At 52.5% G+C, this 24,520-nt stretch carries 16 protein-coding genes; 1 reads left to right on the forward strand and 15 read right to left on the reverse strand.

Annotated elements, in window-relative coordinates; translation table 11 throughout:
* Window positions 1-53 precede the first annotated feature (53 nt).
* From murD to ychF, 13 genes are all read right to left on the reverse strand, one after another.
* Entirely contained in the window at window positions 54-1,493 is a 1,440-nt protein-coding gene (gene murD, locus FYJ60_RS06920; RefSeq protein WP_154457944.1) for a UDP-N-acetylmuramoyl-L-alanine--D-glutamate ligase, read from the reverse strand.
* Window positions 1,494-1,567: 74 nt separating this feature from the next.
* Entirely contained in the window at window positions 1,568-2,524 is a 957-nt protein-coding gene (gene mraY, locus FYJ60_RS06925) for a phospho-N-acetylmuramoyl-pentapeptide-transferase (RefSeq protein WP_154457945.1), read from the reverse strand.
* A 5-nt stretch (window positions 2,525-2,529) separates the two neighbouring features.
* Window positions 2,530-4,848 (reverse strand): peptidoglycan D,D-transpeptidase FtsI family protein, encoded by a 2,319-nt coding sequence (locus tag FYJ60_RS06930; protein WP_235903357.1) that lies wholly within the window; start codon window positions 4,846-4,848, stop codon window positions 2,530-2,532.
* A gap of 104 nt (window positions 4,849-4,952) precedes the next feature.
* Window positions 4,953-5,411 (reverse strand): hypothetical protein, encoded by a 459-nt coding sequence (locus FYJ60_RS06935; RefSeq protein WP_154457946.1) that lies wholly within the window; start codon window positions 5,409-5,411, stop codon window positions 4,953-4,955.
* 177 nt (window positions 5,412-5,588) lie between these two features.
* Window positions 5,589-6,533, reverse strand: coding sequence for a 16S rRNA (cytosine(1402)-N(4))-methyltransferase RsmH (gene rsmH / locus FYJ60_RS06940; protein WP_154457947.1), 945 nt, complete (start codon window positions 6,531-6,533; stop codon window positions 5,589-5,591).
* Window positions 6,534-6,562: 29 nt separating this feature from the next.
* Window positions 6,563-6,994 (reverse strand): division/cell wall cluster transcriptional repressor MraZ, encoded by a 432-nt coding sequence (gene mraZ, locus FYJ60_RS06945; RefSeq protein ID WP_154458091.1) that lies wholly within the window; start codon window positions 6,992-6,994, stop codon window positions 6,563-6,565.
* Between the two features lie 173 nt (window positions 6,995-7,167).
* Window positions 7,168-8,601, reverse strand: a complete 1,434-nt coding sequence (locus FYJ60_RS06950; RefSeq protein ID WP_205839005.1) for a C39 family peptidase — start codon at window positions 8,599-8,601, stop codon at window positions 7,168-7,170.
* 145 nt (window positions 8,602-8,746) lie between these two features.
* Window positions 8,747-9,502, reverse strand: a complete 756-nt coding sequence (locus FYJ60_RS06955; RefSeq protein ID WP_205839028.1) for a type 1 glutamine amidotransferase — start codon at window positions 9,500-9,502, stop codon at window positions 8,747-8,749.
* 5 nt (window positions 9,503-9,507) lie between these two features.
* Window positions 9,508-10,884: a MurT ligase domain-containing protein gene (locus FYJ60_RS06960; protein WP_154457950.1), complete on the reverse strand. Its 1,377-nt coding sequence runs from the start codon at window positions 10,882-10,884 to the stop codon at window positions 9,508-9,510.
* Window positions 10,885-10,898: 14 nt separating this feature from the next.
* Window positions 10,899-11,414: a CYTH domain-containing protein gene (locus FYJ60_RS06965; protein WP_154457951.1), complete on the reverse strand. Its 516-nt coding sequence runs from the start codon at window positions 11,412-11,414 to the stop codon at window positions 10,899-10,901.
* 194 nt (window positions 11,415-11,608) lie between these two features.
* Window positions 11,609-13,171 (reverse strand): glutamate synthase subunit beta, encoded by a 1,563-nt coding sequence (locus FYJ60_RS06970; RefSeq protein ID WP_154457952.1) that lies wholly within the window; start codon window positions 13,169-13,171, stop codon window positions 11,609-11,611.
* Window positions 13,172-13,287: 116 nt separating this feature from the next.
* On the reverse strand, window positions 13,288-17,799 hold the full coding sequence (gene gltB / locus FYJ60_RS06975) for a glutamate synthase large subunit (protein WP_154457953.1): 4,512 nt from the start codon (window positions 17,797-17,799) through the stop codon (window positions 13,288-13,290).
* Window positions 17,800-18,017: 218 nt separating this feature from the next.
* Window positions 18,018-19,130 carry a redox-regulated ATPase YchF gene (gene ychF / locus FYJ60_RS06980; RefSeq protein ID WP_154457954.1) on the reverse strand — a complete coding sequence of 371 codons (1,113 nt, stop codon included), beginning with the start codon at window positions 19,128-19,130 and terminating at the stop codon, window positions 18,018-18,020.
* Between the two features lie 884 nt (window positions 19,131-20,014).
* On the opposite strand from ychF, the gene FYJ60_RS06985 reads away from it, so the two are divergent.
* Window positions 20,015-22,342 (forward strand): glycosyltransferase family protein, encoded by a 2,328-nt coding sequence (locus FYJ60_RS06985; RefSeq protein ID WP_154457955.1) that lies wholly within the window; start codon window positions 20,015-20,017, stop codon window positions 22,340-22,342.
* A gap of 39 nt (window positions 22,343-22,381) precedes the next feature.
* Here FYJ60_RS06985 and FYJ60_RS06990 read toward each other — a convergent pair whose 3' ends face one another.
* Together FYJ60_RS06990 and FYJ60_RS06995 are read right to left on the reverse strand one after the other, a co-directional pair.
* On the reverse strand, window positions 22,382-23,632 hold the full coding sequence (locus tag FYJ60_RS06990) for a glycosyltransferase family 2 protein (protein ID WP_205839007.1): 1,251 nt from the start codon (window positions 23,630-23,632) through the stop codon (window positions 22,382-22,384).
* Window positions 23,633-23,914: 282 nt separating this feature from the next.
* Window positions 23,915-24,511 (reverse strand): uracil-DNA glycosylase family protein, encoded by a 597-nt coding sequence (locus FYJ60_RS06995; protein WP_154457957.1) that lies wholly within the window; start codon window positions 24,509-24,511, stop codon window positions 23,915-23,917.
* Window positions 24,512-24,520: the final 9 nt, after the last annotated feature.

The following is a 24,520-nucleotide window of genomic DNA, read 5'->3' on the forward strand; positions in this document are numbered from 1 at the left end:
TACTCTTACCCGGATTTTCGCGGCGGAACAGATCTATATCCGCAAAAACCACTTCAGGAGTTTCTCTCCAGGGTGTGTACATATTCCTTAAACATGTCGCCGCGCTGCTCATAATTATCAAACTGCCCCCAGCTTGCGCAGGCGGGAGAAAGCAGTACCGCATCGCCCGGTGCCGCATGTTCCGCGCAGGCATAAACCGCCTGCTCCAGATTCTCGTAAAACGCAATCCGGTCCTTTGGAAACCCGCAGGAAACCGCTGCCTTCGCGATTTTCTCCCGTGTCTGGCCGATCAGGGCAAAAAATTTAACTTTCCCGTTAAAATGGCCAATCCAGTCCTCATACGAGGATTCCTTGTCAAACCCGCCCCCGATCAGAAGGGTGGGACGGTTCATTGCCTCAATTCCCTTAATCGCGGCGTCCGGATTGGTTCCCTTGGAATCATTGTAATACCGCACACCGTTGATTTCTGTCACATATTCAATCCGATGCGCGACCCCGCGGAACGCGCAGATCGTTTCCGCCACCTTTTCCATCGGGACGCCTGCATGCAGGGCCATGGCGGCAGCCACCATGATATTTTCATAATTGTGCAGCCCGAGAAGCTGCAGGTCTCCGGTTTTCGCGATATCCCGCACCGTTTTTCCGTCAGAAATCCGGATGGTGTCTCCCTCCAGATAGATTCCCTTTTCAAGAACTCTTCTGCTGGAAAAATACAAAACCGGCACCCTGGTTTTTTCTCCAAACTCCCGCAGGACCGGATCCTCATAATTCAGGACACACAGATCCTCTTCTGTCTGGTTCTCCGCAATCCGCTCCTTCACACGGATATATTCCTCCATGGTGTGATGACGGTTCAGGTGATCTTCTGTAATATTCGTAATGGCGCTTGCCGCCGGATGAAACTGTTCGATGGTCTCCAGCTGGAAGCTGCTGATCTCCGCAACGGTCCATGCGCTGTCCGACTGCCGCAGGGCAGCGTCCGTATAGGGAGCCCCGATATTTCCCACAACATAGACCTCCGGATAGAAGCTCTTCATGATTTCCCCCAGCAGTGTCGTCGTGGTTGTTTTTCCGTTCGTCCCGGTGACCGCCAGGATTTTTCCCTTTCCGCAGCGATACGCCAGCTCCACTTCTCCCCATACAGGAATGCCGTGCGCCCGAAAGGCCTCTACCTCCGGAATATCACAGGGAACTCCCGGACTCATGACAACCAGATCCAGGCTCCCGATTTCATCCTCCGGAAGCTTTCCCAGGATGACCGGCACCGAATCTGCGCGAAGCAGCCCTTTTTCCGCCCCGGATGCCGCAGGGGAGCCGGACTGCGCCGCAGTCTGCAGGGCTTCCCGCAGCTTTTGATGAATGGCGCCGGCGTCTGCCTTTTCATTGCCGTCATAAATAACCGGATCCGCTCCTGTCTGAAGCAGCAGGGACGCTGCTCCAATCCCGCTTTTTCCGGATCCGAATACCAGTACCTTTTTCTTTCTGAAGTCCATTTTTTCCTCCCCGCCGGCCGTATGCAGGCGGCACGGCATACAAAAGTATCTCTGCGCCTATCCTTTTTCTGCCGTCAGGAAAGTCCGCAGAGTCCGAACAGGCAGAGCAGGGCTGTTGTGATGGTAAACGTTGCGACGATTCTTGTCTCGGACCATCCGCAGAGCTCGAAATGATGGTGTATCGGCGTCATTTTGAAAATCCTCTTCCCGTGCGTCGCCTTGAAGTACGAAACCTGAAGGACAACGGACACCAGCTCAAACGCATAGATAAAGCCGACAATGGGAATGTAAAGAGGAATCTGAAGGACATACGCCGCAGCCGCGACGAATCCTCCCAGCGCCAGGGAACCCGTGTCTCCCATAAAGATTTTTGCCGGATAAGAATTCCAGAGAAGAAATCCCAGAAGGCTGCCGAACACCGCAAGCGTAACCGGCTCCACCTGACCGCCCAGAATGCCGGATGCCATGGTAAAAAACAGAGCCACAACCGCCGACACGCTGGAGGCAAGGCCGTCCAGCCCGTCTGTGAAGTTCACCCCGTTAACCGTGGCAAGAATGACGATAAAGGCAAAGACTATCGAAAACCATCCCATGTGGATAAAATTCCGCGAGAACGGAATCCTGAGTTCCAGGGAGATACCCGTCACTTTTGTCAGGACCGCAAGAAAAACCGCCGTTACCAGAAACTGGAGGGCAAGCTTCTGCTTCGGAAAAAGCCCGTCGGAGCGCCGCAGGACAACCTTCAGAAAATCATCCAGAAAACCGATCAGGCCGAAGCCGACGGAAAGAATCAGTACCGGAAGGATGGAGGGATGACCGGGAAGATAAATCAGCCCCGGAATCAGAATTCCCAGAATAATGGCGATGCCTCCCATGGTCGGCGTCCCCGCCTTTGCCAGATGGGCCTTAACCCCTTCCTTCCTCTCTGTCTGTCCCGCCTTCAGCCGCTTCAGGACCGGAATCAGCAGGGGGGTTGCCACAGCCGTAATGCCAAAGCTGAGTAAAACCGGCAGTAAATCCTGAATATTCATGTCTCTTATCCTCCATTGTAGACAGTGTCCTGATAACCGGTATCCTGATAGTACTGGGCGTCCTCATTGGTAATCCCGTCGCTGTAATAGGAATTGTCCGTCTGCGTCTGATCCGTGCCGGTATCCTGCGGCGTATCCGCAAGATTGGTGTCGCTGATGCCGGTTTCTCCCACCGTCTGGTCGGTTATCTCCTGTTCCACCGAGTGGGTCTGCCCGTTGGAAATATAGTTTCCGTTTTCGTCATAGGTCCCGGCCTGCGCCATGCTGCTCTCTGTGCTGCTGTCCGTTCCATAGGTCTGACCGTAGTCATTAACCTCGATTCCGTTGTCGTAGCTCTGATAGTTGTGATTGAGCAGGTCATTGTTGGTACAGGTGACTGTCGTCACGTTATCCTGTGTGTAGCCTTCCTCGTCCGGGAAGATATTCATATAAGGAAGAAGCTGGATAAAAATGTTTCTCGCGATACTCTCCGCGTACACGGAGGTTTCCTGCGCCTCTGTATTTGGCTCGTCCACAACCACATAGACCAGGACCTGCGGATCGTCCAGCGGCGCGAATCCCACAAAATCCAGCAGATAATTGCCTTCCCCTCGGGGAAGCTTTTCCGCCGTTCCTGTCTTTCCACCCATGGAGTAGCCCGGAATTTTCGCCACATATCCGGTTCCTCCCTGTTCCATAACCGCCGCCATTGCTTCCCGGACGTCCGCGCTGACATCCTCCGAGACCGTGCGCCGCTCCAGGATGGGATTGACGGACTGGTAGACGGCTCCGCTGGAATCGGTAATCTCCTTGACGACATGCGGCTTATAGTAATATCCCCCGTTGATTACAGAGGATATGGCGGCCGCCTCCTGGATCATGGTCAGTGTGAAGCCCTGGCCGAATGCCGCGCAGGCCAGTTCTACCGGTCCCATGGTCTCATCGGTGTAAATCAGACCGGCCTCTTCCCCCGGAAGATCGATACCTGTCCGGCTTCCCAGGTTGAAAATGTCCTCGTATTTGCTGAAATCCGTTACGCCGATCTTCTCCCCCATCTGCATCAGGGCATCGTTGCAGGAGTTTTTCATGACCTCATTCAGCGTCTGGGTTCCATGAACCCCTTCGCACTGGATGTACTTGTCATATACCTGCTCGCCGCCGTCACAGGTGAATTTTGCATCGGTATCAAAGGCGGCCGTCTCCAGCCCTGCCGCCATGGTCAGCGGCTTGAAGACGGAACCCGGCTCGAAGGCGTCTGAGATGCAGAAATTGCCCCACATTTTATTCAGCGCGTCCATCATCTCATCGTTTGTCATGCCCTTTAGCTGGCTGGACGTATAGTAATCCGACAGATCCCTGGGATTGTTCAGGTCGTACCAATAATTAGAATCCATTCCAAGAATTTCCCCGGTGTCGGGATCCATAACAATCACGCCGATATTCTGCGCCCCGTTTGTCTTGTTCTTATCCGTGGCCATTTCGTTATTAAAATTCTCTATGGCGCTCCGGATAATCTGCTGGATGTTAATGTCGATGGTGGAGACCACATTTCTTCCCTGTGTGGAGGGAATAATAGTCTGCTCCACATCCGCGTCCATGTTGTAGTACCCGTACTCCCGGCCGCTGGTCCCGTTCAGGATATCTGAATAATACCCCTCGATTCCCCAGTCTGCCGTGGTTCCGTCATAGGTAAACCCGATCAGGTCGCAGGCCTGGGAATCCATCGGATAGGTACGGACATAGTTCTCCTCGAACCACACACCCTTGATGTTTTCTCTCTCCTGCACCTCTTCCTCTGTCAGATCCTTGTTCTCATCGCTCCCTGTGTCACAGTAATCCTCAAATGCCTTTTTCTTCGTAATGGAAACATTCTTTTCGAGAATGACATACTGGCTGTTCTTCGTGTCATCCGCAGTCAGCTTTTCCCGGATGTCCGCCTCATTCATCCCCAGCACGCTGACAAGCGCCTTAACCGTGGGCTCCAGATAGGCCTGAGACGTATTCCCCTCGGAATCCTCTACATCAGAATTCACCACCTTGCAGTCGAGTATGACATTGTAAACCTTCTCGCTGGTGGCCAGAACCGTGCCGTTCCTGTCCGTGATATCCCCTCTCTGGGCAGGAATCGTGCGCGTATCATACTGCTGCTGCGCCTGCGTCATGACAATCCGTTTGTACTGCTGGCCCTCTGTGGCATTAATGCTGGTAATTCTTACCGCTAAACCGACTAAAGCCAGTATGACTGCCAGAAACAGCCCTACCAGCTTTTTACTCGTCTTACTGCTTATTCTGCGAGGCAGACGGTTCTGCCGCCGCTCGCGTTTTCTATCTGAACCATTACTCAATCTTTCTGACCTCTCCGGCTTGTTTTCAGCTTTTCCGATTATAGCACAGGGGGCGGAAACACTCCACCCCCTTTCTCTGAAGACACTTTTCTGCAAAACCGGTGTCAGCTGTCGGTGCCCGGCACGCTTACATACTGCCGCACATAGCTTTCATCCGCGGCGTCATAGTATTTTATCTGGGATTCCGTCGCGTAGTGCATCCCCAGCTTATTGATGGCTGTCGCCTTGATGTCGTTGACGTCAATTCCGGCAATTACCTGTCTGTAGGACGCGTCGTTGTCCGCCTGCAGATTGGACAGGCTGGTGCGCATGGACGCTATCTTCTCCTCCTGATTGGTCAGTGTTTCCCGAAGCTGAAGATAATGAATGCAGAGGAAAACCGTCGCGGCGCATACCAGTGACAGAAAAAGCACATACCCCGCGCTCATGCTTTCTGCCCGGATGCGGTTTCGTTTTGTCCTCTCGCTGACCTCCCGCGGTGCACGCTTCCGTTTTTCCGGTCTCTCCTCCGGCCACGGCTCTTCAATCTTCCGTACCGCGTTTCCGTCTTCTTCGTACCGCACCCGCATACTCCCCCTGCGTGTGCTTCTTCTTTCTTCCGATCTCCCTGAATTTACCCTTCCTGCGGCAACTGTACTGACACGGCTCCGCGTTCTTCTGCTTCCCGCCATACTTCTATCACTCTCCCTGGCTGTGTGCAGAAGTCCTTCCCCACAGAACCTCTGCCAGATGTTTGATTTTCAGTTCCCCAACCTACGTTCAAACACACGAAGCTTCGAACTCTTTGACCGCGTATTGGTTTCCATTTCTTCTTCCGACGGAACAATCGGCTTTCTGGTAACAACGATTCCCTTTGGCTTTTTCCCGCAGACGCAAACCGGAAAGTCCGGAGGACAGGTGCAGGGATTTTCCGCCTTTCGGAATATGTTTTTGACGATCCGGTCTTCCAGTGAATGAAATGTGATAACACAAATCCTTCCGCCGTCATTCAGAAAGTCAATCATGCCCTCCAGCGAATCCTGCAGTACCTCCAGCTCACGGTTTACTTCGATCCGGATTGCCTGGAACGTCCGTTTTGCGGGATGTCCGCCTCCTGCCCTGGCTTTTGCCGGTATCGATGCCCGGATGATTTCCGTCAGCTGTCCGGTTGTGACGATCGGCTGCTCCTGTCTTGCCCGGCAGATATGCCTGGCAATACTCTGGGCAAAGCGCTCTTCGCCGTAATCCCGGATAATTCTGTACAGTTCCCCTTCGTCGTAGTCATTTACGACCTCCCTGGCGGAAAGTGCCTGCCTTCTGTCCATCCGCATGTCCAGGGGCACGTCCTCCCTGTACGTAAAGCCACGCTCCGCGTCATCCAGCTGATGTGAGGAAACGCCGAGATCCAGCAGGATTCCGTCCACCGACTGAACCCCCTCCTGTTTCAGCATTTCCGTCAGATTGCAATAGTTTCCGCGCAGAATCGTTACACGATCCTTATACTGAATAAGACGATTCCGCGCTGCCTCTATCGCATCTGCATCCTGATCGATGCCGATCAGTCTGCCGCTGCCGGATAACCTTTTACAAACCTCCGCTGCATGACCGGCACCCCCTATTGTGCCGTCCACGTAGATCCCCTCCGGTTTTATCTTCAGATTTTTAATTGTCTCCTGTAATAATACCGGCTGATGACTGAATTCCATGTGCTCCTGCCTTAGAAACCAGATGCCTGTCAGATGGTGACTCCGATCTCCTGCAGTCCTTTCGCAATGGCATCCATATCCTCATAATTGTTGCTCTTCTCCCAGCGGCTCTTGCTCCAGATCTCGATGCGGTCCAGGTTCCCGGCCAGAATCACATCCTTCTCCAGCCCGGCATATTCCCGCAGTGTTGACGGTACGAGAATTCTCCCCTGCCGGTCCAGCTCACATGGAGTTGCCCCGCTGACAAAAAATCGGGTGAAGGTTCTTGCATCTTTGCTTGTAAGTGGAAGAGAGGCCAGTTTCTCTTCAAAAGCCTTCCATGCTTCCTGGGGATAGATGGAAAGACAGCCGTCCATTCCCCTTGTCAGTACAGAGTTCTCCCCTAACTCCTCCCTGAACCTGGATGGAATGATCAATCTGCCCTTGGCATCTATATTATGATTGAACTCTCCCATGAACATAAGTCTGCCCCTCACGGCGGCGGCGGTCTCCCCATTTTTTACCACCATCCACCACTTTTCTCCACTTATGACCACATTTTAGACTACAATGTTCTTTTTTTCAACCGGATTTCCGGAGGAAAAATGCACAAAAAAAACCGGTTCCAGATGGAACCGGCATATCTTGTATCTTTTCATTGAATAACCACAGCATATTGTCCTGTGGCGTCGTAATTTTTTTTGAACTGCTGGTAACTTCGCTCCACCTTTCCGTCGATCGGATCGGAAATCAGCACGGCGTCCTTCTCTCTGTCATAGCCGTACAGTACCATACAGTGTTCCGGGTAATACCACTGGTAAACCGTGCCGTTATAGGTGACGGATGCGCCTCCTGTCCGGGCGGATACGTTTCCCTGCGTGTTCCAGATGATCACCGGATAACCGCTGTCCACAAGGGCAAGCAGATCATTCAGATCCGTTCCCGTCAGGTCGGACGCCCGGAGGGAACTCCCCTGCTCCCGCAGATATTTATTGACGGCGCTGACGATGGCCGGAGGAAAACAGCCGGCCCCGGAACTCGTATGCGGATTCCCCACGTAGCTGACCGCATAATTCGTTCCTTTTGCCAGATACTCATCCGCAATGGTGCATTTCTCCAGATCGGTGTACCCGATGCTCTTCAGCGCAATCGTAGCCGCAACCGACTCGCAGCCGGTGGGAAGCTCCGGATTCTGCTTTACATTCTCTACCTCCAGTTCCACCCGGAGATACGAACGGGTGCGGAAATCCAGCTTCCCGTCCTCTGTTTTCCCTGCATCCGTCTCTTCCGCTTCTGCCGGGTCAGAGGAACTCTGCACACTTTTATCCGTTTTCGCGGTTTCCTGTGAAGATTCAGACAGACTGCCGTTATCCTGCGTCTGCGAGGAGACCGCCTTGCTGCTGTCGTCTTCCTGCGCCTCTGAGGAAGCTGCCTTGCTGTTTTCTCCCTGCGTCTGTGCAGAAGCTGCCTGGCCGCTGTCTTCCTGCGCCTCTGAGGAGGCTGTCTGGCTGCTGGCTTCCTGGGCCTCTGAGGAGGCTGCCTGGCCACTGTCGTCTTCCTGCGCCTGTGAAGAGGCGGAAGTCCCTGTCTCTCCCGTGTTCTCCGACTCGGCAGAAACAACCGGATTCTCCTCGTCTGAATTTTCTTCTCCGGTCAGACTCTTAAAAAAGCTGTTCGCCTCCACCTTTGTCTTCAGTCCGCTGAAGAAACTGACGCTGTCCGCCGTGTCTGCCGTATTCTCCGCTTCGGCCGTATTTTCCGCAGTCTCATCTGCGGCAGTATTCTCTGTATTCTCAGCCGCGGCAGTCTCCTCCGCCGCTTCCGTGTGCGCCGGCTCCGACAACGAAACCGTTTCGGCTGTCTGTTCCGCTGACGCTTCCGCCCGAACCTCTGTACTGTTATTTCCGGCAGCGCCGGTTTTCTCTGAAAATACGCCTCCCGCCGTGCAGACCGAAATTGCCACTGCGCCGGTCAGAAGTATGCCTGCGGAAGAAAAAATCAGCTTTTCATGCGGAATGCCATGAATATTTCTTCTCCACCTGTGTAGCCGGGCACGAAGCGGCCTTTTCTTATTTCCGGTAGATTTCAATTTTGCGTCCTCCACTGTCAAACCCGCACTGCCGGACTGTCTGCGGGATCTCCCTCAACTGTCTTCCGGCCAGCCTGTCCGTCCCTCCTCCGGGACGTCAGGGCAGCCGCAATGCCCGGGCAGCCTGATCAGGCTCTCTCCGGCCTCAGTCATCCCTGCCGGCCGTTCCGTTCTCCACTTTCTCCAGGACACTGTCGTGGGCCGCTTTTTCAAAGCCGTCCTGCAGCGGCTCCAGCTGAAAAGCTCCGTACTTACGGCAGAGTGCTGTCTCCAGAAGAAAATCGCAGAATTCCGGGTTTTTGGGAAGAATCGGGCCGTGGCTGTAAGAGCCGAACAGGTTTCTGTCGTGTATTCCCTCTGTGCCGTCCTCCCCGTTATTTCCGAATCCCCGGATCACCTTCCCCAGGGGCTTCACACCGTCACCCAGATACGTCCTGCCGCTGTGGTTTTCAAAGCCTACTACGGTGCTGCCCCCGGAATCCTCTCCCAGCGCAAACGCGTAGTTCCCGATCATTCTCTTATCGCCGCCGACCGTATAAAAGTCCGCGGCTCCAAGGAACTCACATTTCACCCCGTCATGCGTCTGGTAATAATGTCCCATCATCTGATAGCCGCCGCAGATGGTCAGGAAGGTTTTCCCGTCCCTCACCGCCGCTCGGATTTCTTCTCCCTTTCCCGCTTTCAGATCTTCCAGCAGGACCTCCTGCTCAAAGTCCTGCCCTCCTCCGATAAAGAACAGGTCAAAATCCGCGAGAGAAGCTCTGTCACCGATGCCGACCCGCGCAACCTCCGCACGGATTCCCCGCCACTGCAGTCTTTTTGTCATGCAGAGTATATTTCCCCTGTCCCCGTATAAATTCAGCACCTCCGGATAGAGGTGGCAAATTTTTAATTCACTCACACCCTTCACCCCTTCCAGAATTCCTGTTTTCCTGTCGCCCCGCCCAGTACCCGGCGCAGCTCCAGCATGGATGTATAGTTCGGAAGTACAAATACCGGGAGCTGACTCTCCTGCATTTTCTGCAGCAGCTCCTCCGATGTCCGGACGCAGGTAATCCTGTCCTCCGGCGCGTCCGCGTACTTCAGCCGCAGCTGCATGTCCTCCGCCCGATCTCCCCATACATAAATATGATGCAGCTGCGGGTCCTTGCAGACCTGCTCAAAATCCGCGTCCCAGATCCAGGAAATATCGTGCCCGTCCGCCGTTCTGTCGTTCAGGCAGAACACCGCGTTGTACGGCTCCCCAAGGCTTTTCAGATAAGCCAGCGCCTGATTGCATCCCGCAGGATTCTTCACAAGAATCATCTGCACATTTGTCTGGCCCAGGCGGAAATTTTCCATCCGGCCGAAGCTGCTGTGCACATCCGCCAGAGAACGAATCATTTCTTCCGGCGGAAACCCGGCCGCCGTGTAGGCACAGACTGCGGCCACCGCATTATAGATATTGTAAACAGCCGGAATGCCGACAGTAACCGCGGAAGAAATACCGTTGATTTTCATATGAACCCGGCTGTCCCTTGCTGTCATGCTGTCAATAGAAGTGACGGCCACGGAAGGATCTGCGCGGTGATATCCGCATTTCGGACAGACAAAGCCGCCCAGATGCGCATAGGTATGGAATGTATACTGATATTCGGTTCCACAGTTCACACAATAGCGGGCGTCCGATATCTCCACATTCTTCTGTTCTCCCACCGGAACATCAATGCCGTAGTAAATGACCTGGTTCGGCACATCCTGCGCGAGACTTGATGTCAGGGAGCAGTCTGCGTTCAGGCACAGGATACTCTCCGGAACCAGACGGATACCCGTCCGGATCTGCTCCAGCGTATGCATCACCTCCCCGTAGCGGTCAAGCTGATCCCGGAACAGATTGGTCACCACAATTACCTTCGGATGAACCAGGGGTACCACCTGCTTCAGCGCCCCCTCGTCGCACTCGATAACCGCGTATTTTTTTACCGGCCTTCCACCCGCCGTGGCGTTTGCGGCGAATTCCGCGGTCACACCCGGAAGCAGATTTGCCCCGGATTTATTGGCCAGGGTGTCCCTCCCGGATGCCGTCATGGCATGCTCCAGCATCCGGCAGGTAGTAGTCTTCCCGTTTGTACCGGTAACCACAATCACTTCCATGCCCCTGGAAACGGTTTCCAGAATATTTTTGTCAAACGCCATGGCCGCGCGCCCCGGCAGAGTCGTGCCGCCCCGTTTCATCACACGCAGTCCCCAGCGGGCCGCCTTACAGGCTGCTACCCCGAGAACCGTACGAATATTTCCTGCCATATCTGCACCTGCCTCTATCTGCTCTTTTCCGCGCAGCCGCCGGAAAGCCTGGTCTGTACCCAGTACGCGCCCATGCTCTGGCCCGGCTGCCCCGTAACCTCTCTGCTGAGATATTCTCCAAGGCCGTCCGCCTCCGGGCTCCAGCCCTGCGCCTGCTCCACCGTGCCGTACTCTACCTCTGCGTACCAGAATTCTGTAGGAAGCCCCTGATCTACGTGATTGACTTCCAGACGGAGTCCGTCCTGCAGCTGATAGGTCCTGCGGATCTTCGGGATCAGCGGATACCCGGTCAGATCCTCCAGCTGCAAAAACTGCTCTCTGGAGAGCGGCATCTCAATCTCCTTGCGCACAAGCCCTCTTCCGGATTTGAAGCAGAGGATATATTCTGTCTCCCCGTCCTTCCGGGCTTCCTCCCGGATCCGTACTGTCGGGTCCACGCAGAGATAGCCCTGTCTCATAGCGTGTTCAAACAGCAGGGGAAGCTTCTTTTCCGGCCATCCCTTTACCATCCATTTGCGTTCGATTTCCATATCCGAACCCCTCTCTGCGCAATTCTTCCGGCACCGGCATCCGTTCCATCATAACATACCCCGGAAGAAAGTAAAGCACAGGAAAACAAATGCGCCAGAAGCCGATGCGGTCTGTTCCGGCAATCGTACTTCTGACGCTGCGGTCATTCTGTGATGCTTAAGTCAATAGAGCCGAAAGGTCTTTTGACTCTGCATCATTCCATGTTTGTATATCCCATAAGATATTCGTCGATCTCCTTTGCGCACTGCCGTCCCTCGGCAATCGCCCACACGACGAGTGACTGGCCTCTATGCATATCGCCCGCTGTAAAGACCTTTTCCGCATTGGTCCGATAGTGGCCTTCCTCTGTCCTGACGGTGCTGCGCGGGGAGAGCTCCACACCGAACGCATCGGCCACATAGGGCTGGCAGCCGAGAAATCCCGCCGCAATCAGCAGAAGCTCGCAGGGCATTGTCTTTTCCGTTCCGGGCACTTCCTCCAGCCTGCCCTGATGAAACTTTACCCGGACCGTCCGGATGGCAGTAAGCTTCCCGTTCTTCCGGACCAGCTCCTTTACTGTTGTCTCGTAGATCCGCGGGTCATGCCCGAACAGCTCGATGGCCTCCTCCTGCCCATAGTCCGTTTTCAGGATTTTCGGCCACTCCGGCCAGGGATTGGAGTCCGCTCGGACTGCCGGGGGCTCCGGCATCATCTCCAGCTGCGTAACAGATTTGCAGCCTTGTCTGATGCATGTCCCGACACAGTCGTTGCCGGTGTCGCCGCCTCCGACAATGACGACATGCTTGTTTCTGGCGCTGATATAGCATCTGTCCCCGTAATTTTTTTCCGGAAGCTTCCCGTCATTCTCCAGAAGCGCATGGGTGGTGGACTTCAGGAAATCCACGGCAAAATGGACTCCCCTTGCGCTGTTAAAGTCCGGCACATTCAGGGCTCTGGGATTTTTGGCGCCGCAGCAGAGCGCAATGGCGTCATATTCCTTCAGAAGATTCTGCACCGAGTACTCCGCCCCGGCCGCTTCCTGCTCTTTTCCGTCCATTCTTTTCCCGGATGCCGCGGAAATTTCTTTCGGGGTCTCCGCGCCGATATCGACCCCTGTCACAAACCTGACGCCCTCGGCCTCCATCAGCTTCTGACGGCGGAAAACAATGCTTTTATCCAGCTTCATATTCGGTATGCCGTACATAAGCAGCCCGCCGATCCGGTCATCCCTCTCAAAAACCGTTACCAGGTGGCCTCTTTTGTTCAGACGGTCGGCAACCGCCAGGCCGGCCGGACCGCTCCCGATGACCGCGACCTTTTTCCCACTGCGTACAGCTGGAATCTGCGGCTTCATCTTCCCTGCGGCAAACCCTGTCTCGATGATATACAGCTCATTGTCATGGATGGTGACAGGGCTGTCGTTCATCCCGCAGATACAGGCCTTTTCGCAGAGCGCGGGGCAGACCCGCGCGGTAAATTCCGGAAAGCTGCTCGTCTTCAGCAGCCGTGACAGCGCATAAACCGGATGGTTCTGATATATTTCATCGTTCCACTCCGGAATCAGGTTGTGCAGCGGACATCCTGTCACCATCCCCTTCAGTTTTAAAGCAGACTGACACAGCGGCACCCCGCAGTTCATGCACCGCGCGCCCTGCTTCCTTCTCTCCTCTGTATCCAGCGGTCCATGGAACTCATTGAAATTCTGAATCCGCTCCCTGACCCCGGTTGTTGTATTATCTTCTCTCTGATATTCCAGAAATCCTGTAGGCTTACCCATTCCGGACGCCCCTTTCCTGTTTGATTCTGTGAACCGCCGCGCATACCCGGTACCGCATCGGCCACGTTCCTGCCTTGTTTCCTGTTTCCGACAGATCCGAGATCTGTAAAGCCTCTTTATTTCGCGAGCTCATAAAACGCTTCCAGCTCCGCGCTGTCATGCGAGACGCCCTGTTCCTCGAATTTGCTGATCTCCGAAAGTACTCTCTGGTAATCATTGGGAACAATCTTCTTAAAGTGCGGAAGATAGTCCTCGAAGTCCTTCAGGATTCTTACGCCCAGCTCGGAACCTGTCTCCTTTACATAGTCGGTCAGAATATCGTGAAGCTCCGCGATATCAAATTTCTCCGTCACTTCCCGCATGGAAACCATCTCTTCATTCAGCTTCTTGTAAAGCGTGTGTTCGAGATCCAGTACATAGGCAAAACCGCCGCTCATGCCTGCCGCAAAATTCTTCCCGGTTTTTCCGAGAACAACAGCGCGGCCTCCGGTCATATACTCCAGCCCGTGATCCCCGCAGCCCTCCACGACTGCCGTGGCTCCGGAATTGCGGACACAGAACCTTTCTCCGGCAATTCCGCAGATGTATGCTTTTCCGCCTGTCGCCCCGTACAAGGCCACATTTCCGATGATGATGTTTTCCGAGGCCTTAAACCTGCTGTTCGCAGGAGGAACAACGACAATCTTTCCGCCGGACAGTCCTTTTCCCAGGTAGTCATTGGCGTCTCCCGACAGACGGAGCGTCAGTCCCTTCGGGGCAAAAGCGCCGAACGACTGTCCGCCGCCGCCCTGGCAGTTGACCACAAAGGTATCTTCCTCCAGACTGTCCCCGAAACGCGCGGTAATCTCCGATCCGAAAATCGTTCCCAGCGTCCGGTTTGTGCTGGATACCTGAATGGTCTCCTCATGGTGCACTCCCTTTGCCATCGCCTCTGAAAATTTCGGAAGGAGAACCGCCATATCCTCCGTCTGCTCCAGATGGAAATCATACTGGGCTTTCGGGTCGAAATGCCGGTCCGGACGCTTTGCCAGCTCCGGCTTCAGAATCTCGGAAAGATCTACCTTGTCGGCACGGTCTGTGATTTGTTTCTCCTTCATCTTCAGACAGTCGCAGCGTCCCACCATCTCATCAATGGTCCGAAACCCCAGCTTTGCCATGATCTCCCGCATCTCCTGCGCGATAAACAGCATGAAATTCATCACATATTCGGGCTTGCCCCGGAACCTTTTGCGCAGCTCCACATTCTGCGTCGCGATTCCGGCCGGGCAGGTATCCTTGTTGCAGACACGCATCATCATACATCCCATGGATACCAGCGGAGCCGTTGCGAAGCCGAATTCTTCCGCTCCCAGAAGGCAGGCGATGACCACATCTCTGCCGCTCATCAGTTTTCCGTCTGTCTCCAGGATCACCCGGTTGCGAAGCCCGTTTTCCATCAGGCTCTGGTGCGCCTCCGTCAGTCCCAGCTCCCAGGGAAGTCCCGCCCCGTGGATCGAGGAAAGCGGGGCGGCCCCGGTGCCTCCGTCATATCCGGAAATCAGGATCACCTGCGCGCCGGCCTTGGCGACACCGGAGGCAATCGTTCCGACACCGTTCTCCGAGACCAGTTTGACATTGATTCTCGCGTTCCGGTTCGCGTTCTTCAGGTCATAAATCAGCTGGGCCAGATCCTCGATGGAGTAAATATCATGGTGCGGCGGCGGTGAGATCAGGGAGACACCGGGCGTGGAAAATCTTGTTTTCGCCACCCACGGGTAAACCTTTTTCCCCGGAAGGTGCCCGCCTTCTCCGGGCTTGGCCCCCTGCGCCATTTTGATCTGTATCTCCTTCGCGCTGTTCAGATACGCGCTTGTCACGCCAAAACGGCCGGAAGCCACCTGCTTGATGGCGCTGTTTCTTTCTGTCCCGAACCGGTCAGGGCTTTCCCCGCCCTCTCCGGTATTGGATTCCCCGCCCAGCCGGTTCATGGCAATGGCCATGCATTCATGCGCCTCCTGCGACAGCGAGCCGTAAGACATAGCCCCGGTCTTAAAGCGTTTTACAATTTCCTCCGCCGGCTCTACCTCTTCAATGGGAACCGCCGGCTGCTGCGGCGCAAATTCCAGGAGCCCGCGCAGCGTGTGCGGCAGATTGTCATCCACCATGGCGGTGTACTCCTTAAAGCGGCTGTAATCCCCGTTCTGCGTCGCCTGCTGCAAGGCGATGATCGTGGCCGGATTATAGAGATGGTTCTCCTTGTCATCCCCGCTGCGGAGCTTATGGAAGCCGATGGAATCCAGTGTTGTATCCACGCCCAGCCCCAGCGGATCGAAGGCATGGTCATGCCGGTAGGTGACGCCTTCCTCGATTTCCTGCAGCCCGATTCCCTCTACCCGGCTCACTACTCCGGTAAAATAGCGGTCAACCACCTCTTTGGAAAGTCCGATGGCCTCAAAAATCTTGGCTGACTGATAAGACTGCAGGGTAGAGATTCCCATCTTCGCGGCAATCTTCACAATGCCGTTCAGAATTGCCTTGTTGTAATCCGCGATCGCGGTGTGGTAATCCTTGTCCAGAATGCCCCGGTCAATCATCTCCGAGATGCACTCGTGTGCCAGATACGGGTTGATGGCACGCGCGCCAAAACCCAGGATTGTGGCAAACTGATGGACATCTCTGGGCTCCCCGCTCTCCAGGACCAGAGATACCTGCGTTCTCTTCTTCGTGCGCACCAGGTGCTGTTCCACGGCAGAAACGGCCAGCAGCGACGGAATCGCCACATGATTCTCGTCCACCCCGCGGTCGGAAAGAATCAGGATATTAGCTCCTTTCCCGTATGCCCTGTCGCATGAGAGATTCAGCTTTTCCAGTGCTTTTTCCAGCGATGTATTTTTGTAATACAAAAGCGAGATCACCTGGCTCTTGAAGCCCGGCTGATCCAGAGCCTTTATTTTCAGCAGATCCACGCCGGTCAGAATCGGGTTCGCAATCTCCAGGACGGTACAGTTGTCCGATTTTTCCTGAAGAAGATTACCGTCGGAGCCCAGGTACACGGTCGTATCTGTGACGATTTCTTCCCGCAGGGAGTCGATCGGCGGATTTGTCACCTGCGCAAACAGCTGCTTGAAATAATGAAACAGCGACTGATGCTTTTCGGACAGGACCGCCAGCGGAATATCATGCCCCATCGAGCCGGTGGGCTCCACTCCGTCCTTTGCCATGGGCAGGATTTCATCCCGCACGTCCTCGTTGGTGTATCCGAACACTTTGTACAGCTTATCCCGCATCTGCTGTGTATGCTCCGGGATCTTCTGATTGGGAATCTTCAGATCCTTCAGATAGAGCAGGTGCTGATCGAGCCACTCCCCGTAAGGACGCCGACCGGAATAATATTCCTTGCACTCCTCATCGGAAATAATTCTCTTCTGCACCGTATCGACCAGCAAAATGCGGCCCGGCTGCAGACGGGACTTTTTTATGATATGTTCCGGAGCAATGTCCAGAACCCCGACCTCCGAAGCAAGAATCAGGCGGTTATCATCCGTGATATAATAGCGGCTCGGCCGGAGTCCGTTCCGGTCCAGCGTCGCGCCGACCAGATCTCCGTCTGTAAACAAGATGGCAGCAGGACCGTCCCAGGGCTCCATCATGGTCGCATAATAATGGTAGAAATCCCTCTTCGCCTCCGGCATATTGCGCTCGTGTCTCCACGGCTCCGGAATCATCGCCATGACCGCCAGCGGCAGCGGCATGCCGTTCATATAAAGAAATTCCAGCGTATTGTCCAGCATGGCAGAGTCTGATCCGTTGCTGTTGATAACCGGCAGAATTTTATCCATATCGTTATCCATCAGCTCGGAGGACATGGTTTCCTCACGGGCAAGCATACGGTCCACATTGCCCCGGATCGTGTTAATTTCCCCGTTGTGGGCGATCATCCGGTAGGGATGCGCGCGAAGCCAGCTTGGCGTGGTGTTGGTGGAGAAACGGGAATGCACGACTGCAATCGCCGTCTCATAATCCGTACTCTGCAGATCCTCGTAAAATTTGCGAAGCTGCGAGACAAGGAACATTCCCTTGTACACGATGGTCCGGGAGGAAAGCGACGCAATGTAAGTGTCCTCGGAACTCTGCTCAAACTCTCTTCTGGCCACATACAGCCGACGGTCAAAGGCAATTCCCTTCGGAACATTTTTCGGGCGCTCGATAAAGCACTGATAAATCTCCGGCATACAGGCTACCGCCACTTCCCCGAGGATTTCCGGATGCACAGGCACCTTTCTCCAGCCGAGGAAATTCAGATCGTTTTTCTTGGCAATCACCTCGAACATGCGCATGGAAAAAATGCGTTTTCTCTGCTCCTGCGGAAGAAAAAACATACCGACGCCGTAATCTCTGGCTTCCCCAAGGGTAATCCCGCAGTCTGCTGCCGCTTTTTTGAAAAAGCGGTGCGAGATCTGCAGAAGAATCCCGACACCGTCCCCCACCTTTCCCGTGGCATCTTTTCCGGCGCGGTGCTCCAGCTTCTCCACAATGTGAAGAGCGTCATCCAGGACACGGTACTCCACATGTCCGTCAATATTGACTACGGTGCCGATTCCGCAGGCATCGTGGTCAAGCTTCCAGTTTTCGGTCGGATTATTACTCATCTTCATTTCTCCTCTGATCATTCCGGGATGAAAGAATGCTTTATATAGTAAAAAAAGGCAAAAAGATTGCGAAAAATCGCAGCCCCTTTGCCTTGTTCGTACCCTATCACAATTAAGTAGTTATTGTCAAGTATACAAGCCCTCTGACGGAAAATTTCTGAAGAGCCATACTGTCCGGCAGCCGGTCTCCTCCGGCGCAGCTTCTGTCTGATACAGAATCAGACATTAAAGCGGAAGAGGATCACATCTCCGTCCTGAACCACGTAGTCCTTTCCTTCCATGCGCACAAGCCCCTTCTCCCTTGCGGCGGCGTAAGATCCCGCATCCAGCAGGTTCTTGTAATTAACAACCTCCGCTTTGATAAAGCCCCGCTCAAAATCTGTATGGATTTTCCCTGCCGCCTGCGGAGCCTTAGTTCCGATTTTAATGGTCCACGCGCGTGTCTCATCCTCGCCCGCCGTAAGGAAGCTCATCAGCCCCAGCGTCCGGTAGCTGGCCTGGATCAGCTTGTCCAGACCGGAGGACTTGACTCCCAGATCCTCCAGAAACATCTCCCGGTCTTCATCGCTCATCTCGGACATCTCCGCCTCTATCTCGGCGGAGATCACAAACACCTCGCTGTTTTTTTCTTTCGCCAGCTCCCGGACGGCCGCCACATGCGGATTGGAAGCCCCGTCATCCGCAAGGTCATCCTCCGCGACATTTGCCGCATAGATCACCGGCTTTGCCGTAAGAAGGTTCAGCTCCCGGAACGCGGAGACAATTCCTTCTTCATCTTTGTATTTTTCCATATCAAAGACAATGGCGTCTTTTCCTGCTTCCAGATGTGCCTTCAACTCTGTGAGCATTTCCAGCTCCCGCTTCGCGTCTTTATCTCCTACGCGGGCCGCTTTTGTCGTCTTGGAGATCCGGCGTTCCAGAACCTCCAGATCCGCAAAAATAAGCTCCAGATCTATGGTATCAATATCCCTCTTCGGATCTACCGAACCATCCACATGGATCACATTCGGATCCTCAAAGCAGCGAACCACATGAACAATGGCGTCACACTCCCGGATGTTGGCAAGGAACTGGTTGCCCAGACCTTCTCCCTTAGAGGCACCCTTTACAAGCCCCGCGATATCCACAAACTCCACCACGGCAGGCGTTACCTTTTTAGAATGATAGAAATCCCCCAGAAGTTTCAGCCGGAAATCCGGAACCGGAACCACACCGACATTCGGGTCGATGGTACAGAACGGATAATTCGCCATCTCCGCGCCTGCCTTGGTCAGAGAATTAAACAATGTACTTTTCCCGACATTCGGGAGCCCGACGATTCCTAATTTCATATGATTCTATATCTCCTTTATTTGTAATTATTCAGCGCCCTGAAAACTGATGAAATCCAGACGGAGAGCTTGCTCGCCGGACGGTTCCAGAAGTTTTCTGAGGGGCGGACAAGCGGCGAAGCCTCTCTGACCGCACACAGCGAGGAACGCAAAGCATTCCGAGTCCGGGGTGCTGAATAGATACCTTTATCTCAAGTTGATCCGCCCCGGATACTTATACCATTTTTACATTAGAAGCCGCATCCGCTGATATTCTGATCTTTACGCAAAAGCTTCGCACATAAAGATTGAACTCCTTCCCCCTAACCGAAAAGAGTCCAATACAACAACGCATTATAGCAGATGGGTGTTATTTTCTCAATAAAACTTTTTAAGCAGCAGGAAGGCCCAAAAACCCGCTTGATCTCGCAAACGGGATTCCGTCTTTTTATTTAAAAATATCTTTTAATGCCTGTCTGAATGGTGTATCTGCACATCCATACCATTTGGCTGTGTGCTTTATGTCTCTGTGAGCGATGAAAGGAAACTTTATCACGAAATCAGCAAACACTAATCCTGGGATTAATAGTAGTAGAAATATCATACCATAGAAATTCATGTATACGAAGCAACGGACGATCAACAACGTAGTAACTGATATTGTTATGGGTAGTTTTTTTAATATCCTGAAATAAACAATAAAGGCTTTCTTCATTACGCTCACCTCTTTTATATAATATATCATGCTCTTTTCATTGTTTACAGGTCGATAGATGATAATATTTTTTCATCGTAGTGATATAAACAGCTTCCTCTACTTCTTTTCCTTGTCGCTTCTGAACATTTCACTGGTAACCATCCGAGGCAGGCGCTATAATACGGAAGGCTGAAGGGAGGAACTTTCAATGAAATTACCAAGTCGTGTGTTTTCTTCCATATTTTTGCTAATCACCTCATGCATGCTGGGAATTGCGTTCATCTTTTCACTCGTTATCGGTTTTGGAAATGGTCTTTCGGATGTAGATGTTCCGGGGCTTTGTCTGCGTTTTCCGGACACATGGTCTCCACTGGAAATCCGGATATTTCTTCTTGCCCTGATTCTTATATCTGCCGCACTCCTCACCCTGGCATTTATCCGAATAAACCACGCCGGTTCCAGAGCTAGACAGAGAGCCCTTCTTCTGCTGGCCATAGTTTTCCTGGTACTGCAGTTGTTTATCGTCTTTGGCCTCCATACGATTCAGAATACCGATGCCTTCGAGGTACAGGACCAGGCTCTTGCTATCGCAAAGGGCATCCATAAAACCGTGGATTACACAAAGTCTTCCTATTTCAAAAAGTACGGGAACAACGATCTGTATTTGATTTTCTGTGTTCAGGTTTTCCGATTTTGCCTGCTCTTTCATATCCATGCATATCATGCCATATTTGAGCTTTTGAATCTGATCGCTGTGGATCTTGGAATTTTCATGACTTGCCGGACGATCTTTCTGCTGAAGGGTTCCAGGGCTTCTCTTACCGTTTTTCTGCTGAGCATCCTCAATCCTCTTAATATAGTTCTGTTATGCTGGCCCTACACCTGTACCCTGAGCATGCCGTTGATGATGTTAAGCCCTTGGATTACAGCCGTACTTCTGAATAAAAAAAACAGCGCAGGCATTCGTTTTGCGGAATGTCTTCTGATTGGCATTACTGCTGTTGCTGCCTATTACTTTCGTCCCACCGCAGTTTTTCCGGTGATTGCTCTGATTCTGAGCGTCGTCTGTGCAGGCATTCGCTATGCCTTCTGCCGGTCCGGCAGTTCCGTCCGGGCACCGCAGAGAAAGTTTTTTGCCGCAGACCATACTCGCTCAACGAAAGCCTCTTCTCCCTCTCCGCGGAGAATTCTCCGGAAGTCGGGAATTCCAGCCGGAAAGCTGCTTCTAATTGCCTGTGCGGTTCTTCTGATGGCAGGTACATCGGCAGCGATCCGAAATGCCTCTCTGCGTCTGGATCCGATAACCGAGACAAAATTTCCGAAAATGTACTGGCTTATGCTTGGGGCATCCGAAACAGGGCGGTTTACAGGAGAGGAAATGCACTATACCCAGCGGATGGATACAATGGAGGAAAAGAAAGATGCGGATCTGGAAACGATCCAGAAGGTTCTGAAAGAGCGAGGCACGGCAGGTAATCTGAAACATTACCTGGAAAAGACAGGACTGACATGGTCGGACGGAACGGCAGAGTACACGAATCGAACGGAAGAATCGGAGAACAGCCTTCCCTGGCTGTATCGGCTTCTGAACGGACCGGGAGAAGGAATCCTGCTCCTCTGGTGTCAGGCATATCGTATTCTTCTGCTTTTTATGGCGCTTTTCGGAGTTCTGCTGCAGCTGTTTTCGACCATGAAACATACCCGTCACACTGTCTCCGGCTCCGGTATTCTCCGAAAAAAGCCTTCGGGGAGGGGTGCGGGATTTATTTTTCAGGTTTGTGTTATCACTCTTCTTGGCGGATTTGTATTCTACACTTTCTGGGAAGGGAAACCGGTTTACAGCTATCCCTTTCTCCCTTACCTGATACTGGTGGGATTTCCGGCATGGGAAAAAATCTGCAGGCTATACGAGGAGAGCAGACAAAATGTTCCATATTCTTTCTGCAGGGCTCGAAGCATTCTGACCGTCATTCTGCTCTCCGTTACCGGTATCGGAATGGTGCAAAAATATATCATGACAGAAAGAGCCGGAGTTTATGACGTTCCATCTATTGTGTGTGACAGCACTGCTCTCCCTTCCTGGGTCAGTATTCCGGAAGGACATACTCTGACACAAGGCTTTTATCCTTCCGGGGTTTTTAATACGATCCGAATCCGCGTAAAATCTGTGAATAAGGATAAAACAGGAGATCTGTATCGAATACTTGTGGTTTCCGGCGCTTCCGGGGATAACGGAAATCCTGCCTCTTACCGCCCCGAAGATATCGTGTTCGATAAAACAATAGAATCCGGACAAATCAAAGACGGGGCTCTGACCGCAGCGTTCCCGGCCGTATATCCCGAAAAAAAAGAAGCCTTCCGTATTCTTATTACCAATCTCTCTGCGGAAGGAAAACGCGTAGACGGTTTGCAGTCCTCTGTCCGCTTCGGAACAAGACTCTGTTACGTCATGGATGAATATAAGGGAGACTGCGTTCTGAACGGCAGAAGGCATCCCGGCGATCTTCTGATCCGGGTAAGCCAAAGAGACGGATAAAGCCTTAGCGCTTTATCCGTCTCTCACTTTTTAATAAAATCAGGTCTGCTCTGTGTTAATGGATTTATGCTCGATTTTTGTCCATTTTCTGGTGGGGAAGAAACATGTCTTGATGGAACAGAGCATATAGACCCACATAAATACCGGAAAGGTGACAATAGCAGGGATTCCGATTTTACGGCGGCTGATACAATTATAACGAAGTGTACCAAGCACACCGACATAGACGCCGATCATCCCTAAGAGGCCGGCAAACGCAAACGGCACAAAAAAATACAGAGACAATTTAAAGATCATAACAGTCCGGTTCAAAACAGAAAGGATCTCCACAATCCAGGAACACGGACCCATAAGAAGCAGCATTAGTGTATCAAACTTCTGAATAGGACGAGCCTCAGATTTTTTACATGACAGAAGGCTCTTTCCATACTTCCTCAGAACCTGATAACCACCAGTACACCATCTGCCGATCTGATTGAACATCACCCGGAACTGGTACGGCTGTTCATCATAAAGCACCGCATCCACGCAGAACGCAACGCGCCTTCCTTTGAGGATATTGTAAATGCTGAACTCCACATCCTCTGTAATTGTCCCCGTATTCCATCCCTCCCTCCGCAGGATATCCGCATCCACCGCGAATCCGGTTCCCGTAAGAAAGGCTGAAAGTCCCAGTTTTTCCCTGGCATAGGAAAAGAAAACAGTGTAGCACGCCCAGTACATCGTGTACCATTTTGTTACAATGGAACGGTACGGCTGACCTCCCAGGCGGTTTCCCTGAACAATCGGATTCCCTTCTCTAAGCTTTCTGTCCATTTTGGATAGGAAGTCTGCTTTCAGCACATTATCCGCATCTATTACAGCAAAAGCATCCGCGTTTTTCCCTGCTTCTGTTTTTAGAATTTGTCCCAGCCCCCAGTGGAGTACTGCTCCTTTTCCCCTGTTTTCTCCGTCCTGCCTTTTAAAAACCGTCACGAAGGGATATTTTTTCCCAACACAGACCGTATCGTCCGTACAGCGGTCTGCGAGCAGAAAAACATGTATTTTCTTTTGATCATAATCCAGAGCCGCAATACTCTGAAAAAGATTTCCTATAGCGTTTTCTTCATTATGCGCGCACACAATAATCCCGAAATCTGTACATCTCTGCCTTAGCAGAACCGGGTTGGAATGTTTCTTCTTCAACAGCCCTCCAGCCGCAATAATTCCAATCCAGACCATAACCAGCATCGGAATCATCTGCACAATTGTGAGAACCAATGTTATATTAAACACATCATCCAGACTCATATAGAATTTCTTCCTATTCAGACCGCTTATGGCGATGCCACGAATTGCTGATATTCGGGCAGATCCCGGGGCATGCCCCGATTCATGCAGGCACGACCGGTTTATCCCCATTTGCCCCTGTCATCATTCTTTTATCTTTCGCAAAAAAATGGAGCCACAGGCCAAAAGGTCCATGCTCCACAGTTCAAATTCTTATGCAACAAATCACCCTTGTAATGCTGATTTCTACTATACCAAAAAAGGCCGTCTATATCTACTGAAAATGGGCACGGAATTCACTGTTTATAGTCTGTGAATCCGGCTGCCTTCTAATATATCCGCCACCCTTTTTCTGAGCTCCGGCACCACTTCAGTCTCGAACCACGGATTCTTTGCCTGCCACCGGAAATTTAATGGACTCGGATGTACAATCGGGAAATATTCCGGAAGATACTCCTGGTAACAGCGCACGGTTTCTGTCAGATTTCTCTTTGCCCTCTTCTTCAGATAATAATCTATGCTGTATTTTCCGATCAGGATCGTCAGTCGGATTTCCGGCATCATCTCCAGAATCACCGGGTGGTATTCTTCTGCAATGAACCTGCGCGGCGGCAAATCCCCGGTTTTTCCCTTCCCCGGATAATAAAAATCCATAGGCATGATGGCAATCCGTTTGGAATAAAACAGTTTTCCGTCAATCCCCATCCAGTCTCTCAATTTTTCACCAGATTTATCATGGAAGAGAATTCCGGATTCCTCCACTTTTTTACCCGGTGCCTGGCCGACAATCAGGATCTCCGCCTCCGGGTTGATCTGAAAAATCGGCGGGATTCCTCTTGCTGTATACTCCGCATTACGCGGATCTGATTTTATCTGCTTTTCCATTTCCTGCAAAGTCATTTTTCATTC

The sequence above is a fragment of the Bilifractor porci genome, from assembly GCF_009696005.1.
GTDB lineage: Bacteria > Bacillota > Clostridia > Lachnospirales > Lachnospiraceae > Bilifractor > Bilifractor porci.

Coding starts and splice junctions, on each gene's coding strand:
- mraZ (WP_154458091.1), bottom strand. CDS start 6,994: ATGTTCATGGGAGAGTTCAATCATAATATAGATGCCAAGGGCAGATTG.
- mraY (WP_154457945.1), bottom strand. CDS start 2,524: ATGAATATTCAGGATTTACTGCCGGTTTTACTCAGCTTTGGCATTACG.
- gltB (WP_154457953.1), bottom strand. CDS start 17,799: ATGAGTAATAATCCGACCGAAAACTGGAAGCTTGACCACGATGCCTGC.
- FYJ60_RS06990 (WP_205839007.1), bottom strand. CDS start 23,632: ATGAGTCTGGATGATGTGTTTAATATAACATTGGTTCTCACAATTGTG.
- FYJ60_RS06985 (WP_154457955.1), top strand. CDS start 20,015: ATGAAATTACCAAGTCGTGTGTTTTCTTCCATATTTTTGCTAATCACC.
- FYJ60_RS06965 (WP_154457951.1), bottom strand. CDS start 11,414: ATGGAAATCGAACGCAAATGGATGGTAAAGGGATGGCCGGAAAAGAAG.
- FYJ60_RS06970 (WP_154457952.1), bottom strand. CDS start 13,171: ATGGGTAAGCCTACAGGATTTCTGGAATATCAGAGAGAAGATAATACA.
- murD (WP_154457944.1), bottom strand. CDS start 1,493: ATGGACTTCAGAAAGAAAAAGGTACTGGTATTCGGATCCGGAAAAAGC.
- FYJ60_RS06995 (WP_154457957.1), bottom strand. CDS start 24,511: ATGACTTTGCAGGAAATGGAAAAGCAGATAAAATCAGATCCGCGTAAT.
- FYJ60_RS06960 (WP_154457950.1), bottom strand. CDS start 10,884: ATGGCAGGAAATATTCGTACGGTTCTCGGGGTAGCAGCCTGTAAGGCG.
- rsmH (WP_154457947.1), bottom strand. CDS start 6,533: ATGGAATTCAGTCATCAGCCGGTATTATTACAGGAGACAATTAAAAAT.
- ychF (WP_154457954.1), bottom strand. CDS start 19,130: ATGAAATTAGGAATCGTCGGGCTCCCGAATGTCGGGAAAAGTACATTG.